The 12,455-nt window shown below is 71.1% G+C and carries 7 protein-coding genes; 5 read left to right on the forward strand and 2 right to left on the reverse strand.

What is annotated here, in order from left to right:
- Position 1: 1 nt before the first annotated feature.
- Positions 2-1,261: a class I adenylate-forming enzyme family protein gene (locus QH270_RS09535; protein ID WP_280340226.1), complete on the reverse strand. Its 1,260-nt coding sequence runs from the start codon at positions 1,259-1,261 to the stop codon at positions 2-4.
- An 83-nt stretch (positions 1,262-1,344) separates the two neighbouring features.
- Entirely contained in the window at positions 1,345-2,139 is a 795-nt protein-coding gene (locus tag QH270_RS09540; RefSeq protein ID WP_280340227.1) for an enoyl-CoA hydratase/isomerase family protein, read from the reverse strand.
- 142 nt (positions 2,140-2,281) lie between these two features.
- Here QH270_RS09540 and QH270_RS09545 point away from each other — a divergent pair, with 142 nt between their 5' ends.
- From QH270_RS09545 to QH270_RS09565, 5 genes are all read left to right on the forward strand, one after another.
- Positions 2,282-3,001: a hypothetical protein gene (locus QH270_RS09545; protein WP_280340228.1), complete on the forward strand. Its 720-nt coding sequence runs from the start codon at positions 2,282-2,284 to the stop codon at positions 2,999-3,001.
- Positions 2,998-3,969 (forward strand): ATP-binding cassette domain-containing protein, encoded by a 972-nt coding sequence (locus QH270_RS09550; RefSeq protein WP_280340229.1) that lies wholly within the window; start codon positions 2,998-3,000, stop codon positions 3,967-3,969. Before QH270_RS09545 ends, QH270_RS09550 begins: the two co-directional genes overlap by 4 nt.
- The gene (locus tag QH270_RS09555; RefSeq protein WP_280340230.1) at positions 3,966-4,751 is read left to right on the forward strand and encodes an ABC transporter permease; all 786 of its coding nucleotides are present in this window, start codon (positions 3,966-3,968) and stop codon (positions 4,749-4,751) included. Before QH270_RS09550 ends, QH270_RS09555 begins: the two co-directional genes overlap by 4 nt.
- Entirely contained in the window at positions 4,751-8,380 is a 3,630-nt protein-coding gene (locus QH270_RS09560) for an ABC transporter ATP-binding protein (protein ID WP_432420329.1), read from the forward strand. Before QH270_RS09555 ends, QH270_RS09560 begins: the two co-directional genes overlap by 1 nt.
- Before the next feature lie 105 nt (positions 8,381-8,485).
- Positions 8,486-12,274: a multifunctional oxoglutarate decarboxylase/oxoglutarate dehydrogenase thiamine pyrophosphate-binding subunit/dihydrolipoyllysine-residue succinyltransferase subunit gene (locus QH270_RS09565; RefSeq protein ID WP_280340232.1), complete on the forward strand. Its 3,789-nt coding sequence runs from the start codon at positions 8,486-8,488 to the stop codon at positions 12,272-12,274.
- Positions 12,275-12,455 lie beyond the last annotated feature (181 nt).

Here is a 12,455-nt window from a genome sequence, read left to right on the forward strand (position 1 = left end):
GTCAGAGCCCGCTGACCCGGCGCTGGCGGACCGGCAGCACCGCGCTGACCAGTCCGTCGGAGTCGATGCTCACCAGATTGCCCGTGTGGAACCACGTTCCGCTGAACCGGACCGCCGACGCGTCGGGATCGTTCCAGTAGCGCCTGCTCACATTCGGCCCGCGACACAGCAATTCGCCGCGCCCGGCGGGCGCCTGCGGGCCCGCGAGCGCCAATTCGGTACCGCCGAAGGCGAATCCGAGGGTCGAGCCAGATTCGGCGCGGTCGGTGTCGTCGACCATCAGGCCGATGCCGCTGGTCTCGGTGGCACCCCAGACCGACCACTGCCGCGCGGCGGGGAACTGCGCGCGCAGCGCCGCGGTGAGCGACGCGGGCGCCGCCGCGGCGGCGCGTTCGGAGCGGTGACAGGCCTTGCTGATCCGCCGGACACCGCGCCCGGCGCCGCTGCCGAGGAGTTCGGGCAGCAGACCCGCGAGGATGCGCGGGGTGGCCGAGACGGTGTCGATCCGCTCGGCGGCGAGCACATCGGCGAGGCGGTGTGGGCGTGGCGCCAGGACGACCGTGCCGCCGACGGCGAAGGTCGGCAGCAGCTGATCGACACAGCCACTGGCGTGCGCCAAGGGCAGCAGCATCAGATTGCGGAGACCGTCGGCGGGCAGGTCGAGCGCGCCGACCACCGACGACACCGCCGAGAGCAGGTTCTCGTTGGTCAGCTCCACCCCGGTCGGCACCGGCTGCCGCGCCGCGGTGCCGGTGTAGCAGAGCAGCGCGGGGTCGGCCAGGGCCGCGCCGTCGTCGATGTAGGCGGCGCTGTCGGGCAGCGGTCCGTCGGGGCCGAGCACGAAATCGGCACGGCTGTCGGCGATCACGCGCTCGGCGATCGCGGCGGGCAGCGTGTCGGGCACCAGCACCGGCACGGCGCCGGAGAGCAGCGCGCCGAGGAAGGCCTGGACCCAGCGCGCGCTCGTCGGCATGTGCACCGCGACCCGATCGCCGTAGCCGATGCCGTGGTCCTGCAGCCCGCCGGCGATGCGCGAGGCGCTGTGCCACAGTTCGCGGTAGGTCAGTCGCGGGCCACCGACCTCGACCACCGCCTCGCGGCCGGTGAACGAGTGGACCCGCAGATCGAGCAGCTCGGTGAGGGCCGGATTGAGGTCACCGTAGCGCAGGATGCCGTCAGAACCCCTGGTCAGCCGCCCGGCCGCACCCTTGGCGGGGAACTCGATGATGGTCGCGCCCTGCTCGTTCTCGTTCTGACCCATCCCCGACCTCCACGTACGTCGATGCGGCACCGCACCACCGACTATATGACGTGGATCACATCGCTGTCAGTCACTCGGGCGGGTCATTCGCCGCGATAGGTCGCCTTACCGGGCCCGACCTCGAGGAAACTGCGCACGGCGCCGCGCAGGTCGGCGGTGTCGAACAGCTCGCCGGAGACCTCGGGCGTCACCGAATCCGCGTGTGCCACACCACCGGAACGCCACGCCTCGATGATCTGCTTGGTCGCGGCGTGCGCCCGGGTCGGGCCCTCGGCCAGGCGGGTGAGCAGCGCGGTGGTGGCGGACTCGAGGTCCTCGTGCACGGCGTTGACCACGCCCCACTCGGCCATGGTCGCGGCGTCGTAGAGGTCGCCGGTCATCACGAACTCGCGGGCGCGGCCGGAACCGGCCCGTTCGGCCAGGCGCTGCGGGCCGCCCATCGACGGCGTCAGCCCGACGACCGTCTCGACCAGCCCGAACTTGGCCTTCGGCGCGGCCAGGATGATGTCGCAGGCCAGCGAGATCTCGAAGGCCGCGGTGAGGGTGAGCCCGTGCGCGGCGAACACCACCGGGCACGGCAGCGCCTCGAGCGGGTGGATGATCTGGCCGAACAGGTCCCGCCACAGCTGCGCGCCCTGCTCGACGCTGAGCCCGTCGAAGACGTTGACGTCGACACCGCCGGAGACGACCTTGCCCTCGGCCTTGATCAGCACCGCGCGCGGCGGCTGCTTGCTCACCGCGGCGATATCGGCGATCAGCGAGTCCATCAGCGCGCGGTCGAACAGGTTCAGCGGCGGGTGCGCGAGGGTGATCGTGGCGATCTCCGCGCCGGCGGCGGTGAACTCGCGGGTGAGGCGGGTGGGGTTCGTTTCACTCATCCGGTCAGCCTAGAACCGGACGGAGGAGACCGCGCCCACACATCGGAACCCACGAGGTGTCGGTACTCGTTGGCAAGATGAGCTGTCGGGGACCACGGTGCCCTACAGTTCGTTTCGTCGGGGCGAAGAGGAGGACGACGCCGTGTTCAACAAAGCGATCGAAAAGGCCGTGGTCGATGTACTCGACACCGGTTCGAAACTGCAGGCGCCCGCCGTGCGGCGCTATGTCGAATTCCTGCGTGAACGTCATCCCGGTGAGAACCCGGCCCAGATCGTGGAACGGCTGGAGAAGCAGTACCTGCTCGCCGTCACCGGCAGTGGCGCCGCGGTCGGCGCGACCGCGGCCGTGCCGGGTGTCGGCACCCTGGCCGCGCTCGGCGCGGTCGGCGCCGAGACCGCGTTCTTCATGGAGGCCTCGGCCCTGTTCACCCTCGCCCAGGCCTACGTGCACGGCATCGAGCCGGAGGACAAGGAGGCCAGGCGCGCGATGGTGCTCGCCGTCGTCCTCGGTGACGCGGGCATGGCGATCGTGCAGAAGGGCCTCGGCACCTCGTCCAAGAACTGGGCGGGCACGCTCGCCAACAAGGTCCCCGGCATGGCCGCGATCAACAGCAGGCTGCTGCAACAGTTCATCAAGCGCTTCATCACCAAGCGGGCCGCGCTGATGGCGGGCAAGATCCTGCCCGCCGGGATCGGCGCGGCCATCGGCGGCGCGGGCAACCGGGCGCTGGGCAAGGTGACGATCGACAACGCGCACAAGGCCTTCGGGCCCGCCCCCTCGATCTGGCCCACGCCGCTGCACCGGGTGATCGACGCCGACCCGCTGCCCGCGATCGACGCCGCCCCGGCGAAGAAGCCGTGAGCGCGCGCCGCGGCGACGCCGTCCTGGTGCGTGGCGTCGGCAAGCAGTTCGACCTGGTCGACGCCGTGCGCGGGGTCGATTTCGCGGTGCGGGCCGGGACGGTGACCGCGCTCGTCGGCCCGACCGGCGCGGGCAAGTCGACCCTGCTGCGGATGATCCTCGGCGTCCAGCGGCCGAGCACCGGCGCCGTCGAGATCGACCTGCCCGGTTCGGGGCCGCGGCGGATCGGCGCGGTGCTCAATCCGCGCGGCCTGCACCCGGCGCGCACCGTGTACGACCATCTGCGCTGCTACGCGCCTCTGGCCGGGGTGTCGCGGCGGCGCGTCGACGCGGTACTCGGCGAGACCGGCCTCGCCGCGGTCGCCGACACCGTCATCGCGGGGTTGCAGCCCGGTCAGCAGACCCGGCTGGCCCTGGCGACCGCACTGCTCGCCGATCCTCCGCTGCTGGTGCTCGACGACCCGTTCGTCGACGCGGAGCCGTTCGAACGCGGCTGGCTGCACGATCTGCTGCGCCGCCACACCGCCCGCGGCGGCACCGTGCTGGTGAGTTCGGACAAGCTCGCCGACGTGGTGGCGACCGCGGATCAGCTGGTGGTAGTGAGCGAGGGCACCGTCGTCTGGCAGGGCACCCCGGCGAAACTGCGCCGCGGCCATCCCGACCGGCTCGTCGTCGCGGCGGCGCCGTCGATCGCGCTGGCCACCGCGCTGGCCGCGCGCGGCTACACCGACGCCGTGATGCGGCCCGACGGCAGGCTCGCCGTCGCCGAGGCGAGCGAAGCGACCATCCGTTCCATCGCCGAGACCGCGCAGGTGCGCATCGCGAGCATCGTCACCGACCCGATCCACCCCGACCGGGTCCTGGCCTCGCTGACCAAACCGCGCCGCCACCGGCACACCAGGCCGACGCCACCGGCGGTTCCCGCCGTGTTCGCCCCGGCCCCGACCTCCCCCGGGATGCCACGATGACCTCCTCCGTGCTGCCCGCCGACCTCGTCCCCGGCATCGAGTCCGAGGCGCGCAAGGTGCTCGCCGTGCGCCAGTCCCGGCTGCTGCTCGGCGCGCCCGTCGTGCTGGCGCTGGTCGCGACGCTGATCACCGGACTGATGGCGGGGCCGATCGATCCGAAGGGCCAGCCGGCCACCGGTGCCGCCACGATCGGGCTCTATCTGGGCCTGATCGCGACCTTCGTGGTGGCCGCGCTGCTCGGTATCGCCGCCACCGGTGGCGAATACCGCCGCAAGACCATGGCGCTGACCGTGCTGTTCGCCCCGGACCGCGATCGGCTGGTCACCGCCAAGTACGTCACGCTCGCCGGGTACGCGTTCGCGGTCGCGCTCGCCACGGAACTGGCGAGCCTGCTCGCTCTCGTCGTCGCCGCGCGCGGCAAGTTCGAATTCGGCTGGCGCCTGCTCGAGGTGCTCGGCGCGGGTCTGCTGGTGGCCATGTGCTGGGCGGTGCTCGGCGCGGGGATCGGGCTGCTGACGCGCACGGTCAACAGCGCGCTGTGGCTGATCCTCGGCTGGGCGTTCGTGCTGGAACCGCTGATCTGGCTGGTGGCCAAGGGCTTCGGCGCCGGCGGCTTCGCCGCACTGCTGCCGGTCTCGGCGACCGTCGCCGGCGTGAGCGCTGGTTCCTTCGCCGAGGCGGAGGTGTTCGCGCCGACACCCGCCGCGCTGGTGGTGCTGCTGTTGTGGACCGCCGGGGTCGGCGCCGCGGGCTGGTGGGACCTGCGCAGCCGCGACCTGTAGTGCCGGTGAGCGCCACCGAACCCGGCTGGATCCGCCGGCTCTGGCGGCTGAGCCTGGCGTACCCGCGCCTGCTCGCCGGGATCCTCGCCTCGGTGCTGGCCGGGGCCGCGGTGTCGATCGCGGCGCCGCTGGCCACCAAGCGCGCGGTCGACGCGGCCGTCGCCGGGGACACCGGCGTGATCGGCACGGCCGCCGCGCTGCTGGCTCTGCTCGCCGTCGCCCGGTTCTTCGTCTCCTTCGCGCGGCGGCTGTGGGCGGGCAAGCTCTCCCTGGAGGTGCAGCACAGCCTGCGGGTGTCGCTGCTGGCCGCGCTGCAGCGGCTCGACGGCGCCGGGCAGGACGCCATCCGCACCGGACAGGTGGTCTCGCGCTCGATCACTGACCTGCAACTGGTGCAGGGCCTGCTGGCGATGGTGCCGTGGTCGGGGCTGGCGGTGCTCCAATTCGTGCTGTCGGCGGTGGTGATGGTGTGGCTGAGCCCGCCGCTGGCGCTGGCCGCGCTGCTCGTCGCGCCGGCGATGGCGGTGGTGGTGCTGCGGTTGCGGCCGCGGCTGTACGCGGCGACCTGGTCCGCGCAGCAGCGCGCCGCCGACCTGGCCGAACATGTCGAACAGACCGTCACCGGGGTGCGGGTGGTGAAGGGCTTCGGGCAGGAGGCCCGGATGGTCGACGTGCTCGAGGACCACAGCCGCCGCCTGTTCGCCGAACGCCTGCGCGCGGCGAAGATCAACGCGCGATTCGCGCCGGTGGTCTCGGCGCTGCCGCAGGCCGGACTGGTCGCGGTGATCATCGTCGGCGGCGTACTCGCCAGGCACGGCGCGATCGGTGTCGGCACCTTCCTCGCCTTCACCGCCTATCTCGCCACCATGACGTCCTCGGCGCGCACGATCACCTCGGTGGTGATCATGGGCCAGCTCACCAAGGCCGCGGTCGACCGGGTCTTCCAGGTGATCGATGCCGCCCCCGTGCTCGTCGACCCCGACCAGCCGGTCGCGCTGCCACCCGGCCCGCTCGGCATCGAATTCGACGCGGTGAGCTTCGGCTTCGACCCGGACCAACCCGTGCTGCGCGACCTCGATCTCACCGTGCGGCCGGGTGAAACGGTCGCTGTCATCGGCCCGGCGGGCTCCGGCAAGTCGACGCTGTCGTTGCTGCTCCCCCGCTTCTACGCGCCCGACGCGGGCCGGATCAGCCTCGTCGGCGCCGACGGCACCCGCGTCGACCTGGCCGACCTGCGGGCCGACGAATTGCGCGGCGCGCTCGGCGTGGTCTTCGACGACCCGTTCCTGTTCTCCGACACCATCGCCGCCAATATCGCCCTGGGCAGGCCCGACGCCACCGACGCCGAGATCGCGGCGGCCGCGACCGCCGCCGCGGCCGACGAGTTCATCGCCGCGCTGCCCGACGGGTACGACACCGTCATCGGCGAGCGCGGGCTCACGCTCTCCGGCGGGCAACGTCAGCGGATCGCCCTGGCCAGGGTGCTGCTCACCAGGCCGCGCGTGCTCGTCCTCGACGACGCGACCTCCGCCGTCGACGCCGTCACCGAGGCCGAGATCTTCCGCAGGCTGCCCGATCCCGGCGGCCGGACGACGGTGATCCTGGCCCACCGCGAATCGACGCTGGCCCAGGCCGACCGCGTCATCCGGCTGCCCGCGCCCACCGGCTCGGCCGTGCCCGCCGCGCCGTCGCTCGTCAAACGCCCGCCCGAGCTCGGCCGCCCCCGCTCGATGGCGGCGGCCTCCGCCGACCTGAGCGAAACCCCGGAACTACGCGCCGCCGTCGACGCGCTGCCCCCGGCCACCGAGAAACCCGGCCTGCCCGGTGACCTGCGCGCACCGCAACCCGACTTCGGCCTGCGCGCGCTGCTGCGTCCCGTGCGTGGCCTGGTGTCCGCGGTGATGCTGCTGCTCGCGGTCGACGCGCTCATCGGCGTCGCCTTCCCGCCGCTGGTCCGCTACGCGATCGACACCGGCGTCACCGCGGGCGACGGCTCCGCGCTGGCGGTGGCGGGCGGCCTCGGCATCGTGCTGGTGCTGGCCGCGCTCGCGGTGGGCGCGGCGGTCACCGTGCTCACCGCGCGCACCGGCGAGCGGGTGCTGTTCGGCCTGCGGGTCCGCAGCTACGCGCACCTGCAACGCCTCGGCCTCGATTTCTACGAGCGCGAACTGTCCGGCCGGATCATGACCAGGATGACCACCGACGTCGACGCCCTGTCGACGTTCCTGCAGACCGGGGTCGCGACCGGTCTCGTCGGCCTGATCACCCTGGTCGGCGTCGCCGTCGGGCTGGTCTTCATCGATGCCGGACTCGCCCTGGTCGTGCTGGCGACCGTGCCGCCGATGCTGCTGGCCACCCTCGCCTTCCGCCGGGTGTCCTCGGTGGCCTACTCGGTCTCGCGGGAGCGGGTCTCGACGGTCAACGCCGATTTCCAGGAGAACATCGCGGGCCTGCGCGCGGTGCAGGCCGCCCGCAACGAGCCGACGGCGGCGCGGCGCTTCACCGAGTACTCGCACCGCTACCGCGATGCCCGCATCCGTGCCCAGCGCGCGATCGCGGCCTATTTCTCCTTCGGCCTCGCGTGGGCCGACCTGGCGCTCGCGGTGGTGGTCTACCTCGGCGCCAACGCCGTCGCCGACGGCCGGACGACCGCGGGCACACTCGTCGCCTTCGTGCTCTATCTGGGCCTGCTGTTCGGCCCGATCCAGGAGCTCTCCCAGGTCTTCGACGGCTACCAGCAGGCCAGGGTCGGCCTGCGCCGCATCGGTGAGCTGCTGCGGACGGAGTCCTCGATCGCGCCGGACGCACCCGACGCGGTGCGGGTCGACCGGCTCGACGGCGCGGTCGTCTTCGACGAGGTCGTCTTCCGCTATCCGGGCGCCCCGAACCCCGCGCTCGACGGCGTCTCGTTCACCGTGCCCGCCGGGGCGACGCTGGCACTGGTCGGTGAGACCGGCGCGGGCAAGTCGACGATCGTGAAGCTGCTGGCCCGGCTCTACGACCTGCCCGACGATCCGGCGGCGGGCTCGATCCGGGTCGACGGGGTCGATATTCGTAAATTTCCGCTCACCGACTATCGGCGGCGGCTGGGAATTGTGCCGCAGGAAGCTCACTTGTTCACCGGCGACGTCGCCAGCAACATCGCATTCGGGCAACCTTTCGCCACACCGGCGCAGATCGACGCGGCCGCCCACAACGTCGGCGCGGCCGAGATGATCGCCGGATTACCGCAAAAAACAAACCAACCAGTCGGCGAAAGAGGGCGGGGATTATCGGCCGGACAGCGTCAGCTGATCGCGCTGGCCCGCGCCGAACTCGTCGACCCCGACCTGCTGTTACTCGACGAGGCGACCTCCACCCTCGACCCGGACACCGAGGCGTCGGTGCTGGTAGCGAGCCGATCGCTGGCGCGCGGCCGGACCACCGTCGTGGTCGCGCACCGGCTCGCCACGGCGGCGCGCGCCGATCTGATCGGCGTCGTCGAGCAGGGCCGGATCGCCGAATTCGGGACGCATCAGGAACTCCTTGCCACCGGCGGACGTTACGCGCGACTCTGGTCGGCGGCGCGGAAACAGGAGGGAATATCCTCGCCCGGTGACCGGGCTGCTACGCGGAGGTCGGGTCAGTAGCAGCGCCACCATGCCCCTGGGCATATGCTCGGTGAGGGCGCATCGGCAGCCATCCGCTGATACCCCTGCCGGGCACGTCACAAACGTCGCAGCGCGAAGAACGAAATGAGGCGAACACCAGCTGTGAGCAGCTCAACTTCCCAGTTCGGACAGAACCAGTGGCTAGTCGACGAGATGTATCAGAAGTTCAAACAGGACCCGTCCTCGGTCGACGCGAGTTGGCACGAGTTCCTCGCGGATTACACCCCGGAGGCGACCGCCGAATCCGGTAACAGCCAGACCCCGGCGCCCGCGACCGCTCCAGCGCCCGCCGCGGCTCCGGCCCCCGCGGCGCCCAAGGTGACCGCGCAGCCGAAGGTTGCTCCGGCTCCCGCCCCGGCCCCGGCTCCAGCTCCGGCTCCGGCTCCCGCCCCGGCCCCCAAGCCCGCGGCCGCGACCACGCGCACCCCGCAGACCACGCCTGCACCGGTGTCCAACGCACCGGCCACCGCGCCCAAGGCCGCCGCCGTCGCCACCGCTGACGAGACCAAGGTGCTGCGCGGCCCCGCCGCCGCCATCGCGAAGAACATGTCGGCCTCGCTGACCATCCCCACCGCGACCTCGGTGCGCGCGATCCCGGCCAAGCTGATGATCGACAACCGCCTGGTGATCAACAACCACCTGGCCCGCACCCGCGGCGGCAAGATCTCGTTCACCCACCTGCTCGGCTACGCGATCGTGCAGGCGGTCAAGGCGTTCCCGAACATGAACCGCCACTTCGCCGAGGTCGACGGCAAGCCCAACGCGGTCACCCCCGCGCACACCAACCTCGGGCTGGCCATCGACCTCGCCGGCAAGGACGGCAACCGCACGCTGGTCGTCGCCGCCATCAAGGGCACCGAGGAGATGAGCTTCGGCCAGTTCCACTCGGCCTACGAGGACGTCGTCCGGCGCGCCCGCGAGGGCAAGCTGGGCGCCGAGGACTTCTCCGGCGTCACCATCTCGCTGACCAACCCCGGCACCATCGGCACCGTGCACTCGGTGCCGCGCCTCATGCCGGGCCAGGGCGCGATCATCGGCGCCGGCGCGATGGAGTACCCGGCCGAGTTCCAGGGCATGAGCGACGAGCGCCTCGCCGATATCGGCGTCGGCAAGCTGATGACGCTCACCTCGACCTACGACCACCGCATCATCCAGGGCGCCGAGTCGGGCGACTTCCTGCGCACCATCCACAACCTGCTGATCTCCGACGAGTTCTACGACGAGATCTTCCACGGCCTCGGCGTGCCGTACGAGCCGGTGCGCTGGCGCAAGGACATCAGCGAGCGCGGCGTCGACAAGAGCGCCCGCGTGCTCGAGATGATCGCGGCCTACCGCAACCGCGGTCACCTGATGGCCGACACCGATCCGCTGCGCCTGGTCAAGGACAAGTTCCGCAGCCACCCCGACCTCGACGTCACCCAGCACGGGCTCACCCTGTGGGACCTCGACCGCACCTTCAACGTCGCGGGCTTCCACGGCCAGGAGCGGATGAAGCTGCGCGACGTGCTGTCGATCCTGCGCGACGCCTACTGCCGCCACGTCGGTGTGGAGTACACCCACATCCTCGACGTCGAGCAGCTCAAGTGGATCCAGGACCGGGTCGAGCAGAAGCACGTCAAGCCGACGGTCGCCCAGCAGAAGTACATCCTGAACCGGCTCAACGCGGCCGAGGCGTTCGAGACCTTCCTGCAGACCAAGTACGTCGGCCAGAAGCGCTTCTCGCTCGAGGGCGCCGAAGCCGTCATCCCGATGATGGACGCCACCATCGACCAGTGCGCCGAGCACAGCCTCGACGAGGTCGTCATCGGCATGCCGCACCGCGGTCGCCTCAACGTGCTTGCCAACATCGTCGGCAAGCCGTACTCGAAGATCTTCACCGAGTTCGAGGGCAACATGAACCCGGCGGCCACGCACGGCTCCGGCGACGTGAAGTACCACCTCGGTGCCGAGGGCCAGTACCTGCAGATGTTCGGCGACAACGAGATCGCCGTCTCGCTCACCGCCAACCCCTCGCACCTCGAGGCGGTCGACCCGGTGCTCGAGGGTCTGGTACGCGCCAAGCAGGACCTGCTCGACAAGGGCGACGGTCCCGAGGGCTTCTCGGTCATGCCGCTGATGCTGCACGGTGACGCCGCGTTCGCGGGCCAGGGCGTGGTCGCCGAGACGCTGAACCTGGGTGGCCTGCGTGGTTACCGCGTCGGCGGCACCATCCACATCGTGGTGAACAACCAGATCGGCTTCACCACGGCGCCGGAGAACAGCCGCTCCACCGAGTACTCCACCGACATCGCGAAGTTCATCGGCGCGCCGATCTTCCACGTCAACGGTGACGACCCGGAGGCCTGCGACTGGGTCGCGCGCCTGGCGGTCGACTTCCGGCAGAAGTTCCGCAAGGACGTCGTCATCGACCTCGTCTGCTACCGCCGCCGCGGGCACAACGAGGGCGACGACCCCTCGATGACCCAGCCGGAGATGTACGACGTCATCGACACCAAGCGTTCGGTGCGCAAGGCCTACACCGAATCGCTGATCGGTCGTGGCGACATCTCCATGAAGGAGGCCGAGGACGCGCTGCGCGACTACCAGGGTCAGCTGGAGCGCGTGTTCAACGAGGTCCGCGAGCTGGAGAAGTACGTTCCGGAGCCGTCGGAGTCCGTCGAGGACGACCAGAAGGTCCCCGCCACCGTGCAGACCGCGGTCGACAAGTCGGTCCTGCAGCGCATCGGCGACGCCTTCAACACCCCGCCGGACGGCTTCAACGTGCACCCGCGCGTCAAGCCGGTGCTGGAGAAGCGCCGCGAGATGGCCTACGAGGGCAAGGTCGACTGGGCCTTCGCCGAGCTGCTGGCCTTCGGCACGCTGATCGACCAGGGCCACGACGTGCGCCTGACCGGTCAGGACTCGCGCCGCGGCACCTTCACCCAGCGCCACGCGGTGATCATCGACCGCCTCAACGCCAACGAGTACACCCCGCTGCACAACATCGGCTCGGAGAAGCCGGGCTGGTTCGCGGTGCACGACTCGGCACTGAGCGAGTACGCCGCGGTCGGCTTCGAGTACGGCTACTCCCTGGGCAACCCGAACGCGCTGGTGTTGTGGGAAGCCCAGTTCGGTGACTTCGTCAACGGCGCGCAGTCGATCATCGACGAGTTCATCTCCTCGGGCGAGGCCAAGTGGGGCCAGCTCTCCGACGTGGTGCTGCTGCTGCCGCACGGCCACGAGGGCCAAGGTCCCGACCACACCTCGGGCCGCATCGAGCGGTTCCTGCAGCTGTGCGCCGAGGGCTCGATGACCGTCGCGGTGCCGTCCACCCCGGCGAACTACTTCCACCTGCTGCGCCGCCACGCGCTCGACGGCATCCGTCGTCCGCTCATCGTCTTCACCCCGAAGTCGATGCTGCGCAACAAGGCCGTGGTGTCCGACATCAAGGACTTCACCGAGTCGAAGTTCCGCTCGGTGTTCGACGAGCCCACCTACGAGCAGGGCATCGGCGACACCACCAAGGTCAAGCGCATCCTGCTGACCTCGGGCAAGCTCTACTACGAGCTGGCCGCGGAGAAGGCCAAGCACAAGCGCGAGGACGTGGCGATCGTCCGGATCGAGCAGCTCTACCCGATCCCGACGTACCGCCTCAACGAGGCACTGGCCAAGTACCCCAACGCGACCGACATCGCGTGGGTCCAGGAGGAGCCCGCCAACCAGGGCGCCTGGCCGTTCTTCGGCCTCAACCTCCCCGAGGTCCTCCCCGACCGCCTGGGCAAGCTGCGCCGCATCTCCCGCCGCGCCATGTCGGCCCCCTCCTCGGGCTCGTCGAAGGTGCACGCGGTCGAACAGGCCGAGATCATCGCCGAGGCCTTCGAGCCCACCGCGTAATCTCGTCCCGCACAACGGCCCGCGCCGGGGGGGGGGGCCCCCCCACCCCCCCCCCCCCCCCCCCCGCGGGGGGGGGGTGCGCCCCCCCCCCCCCCCCCCCGGCGCCCGTTGTGCGGGACGAGATTACGCGGTGGGCTCGAAGGCCTCGGCGATGATCTCGGCCTGTTCGACCGCGTGCACC

Origin of the sequence: Nocardia neocaledoniensis (assembly GCF_029868625.1) — a bacterium.
GTDB classification, from domain to species: Bacteria; Actinomycetota; Actinomycetes; order Mycobacteriales; family Mycobacteriaceae; genus Nocardia; species Nocardia neocaledoniensis_A.

Coding starts and splice junctions, on each gene's coding strand:
- QH270_RS09555 (WP_280340230.1), top strand. CDS start 3,966: ATGACCTCCTCCGTGCTGCCCGCCGACCTCGTCCCCGGCATCGAGTCC.
- QH270_RS09565 (WP_280340232.1), top strand. CDS start 8,486: ATGAGGCGAACACCAGCTGTGAGCAGCTCAACTTCCCAGTTCGGACAG.
- QH270_RS09540 (WP_280340227.1), bottom strand. CDS start 2,139: ATGAGTGAAACGAACCCCACCCGCCTCACCCGCGAGTTCACCGCCGCC.
- QH270_RS09535 (WP_280340226.1), bottom strand. CDS start 1,261: ATGGGTCAGAACGAGAACGAGCAGGGCGCGACCATCATCGAGTTCCCC.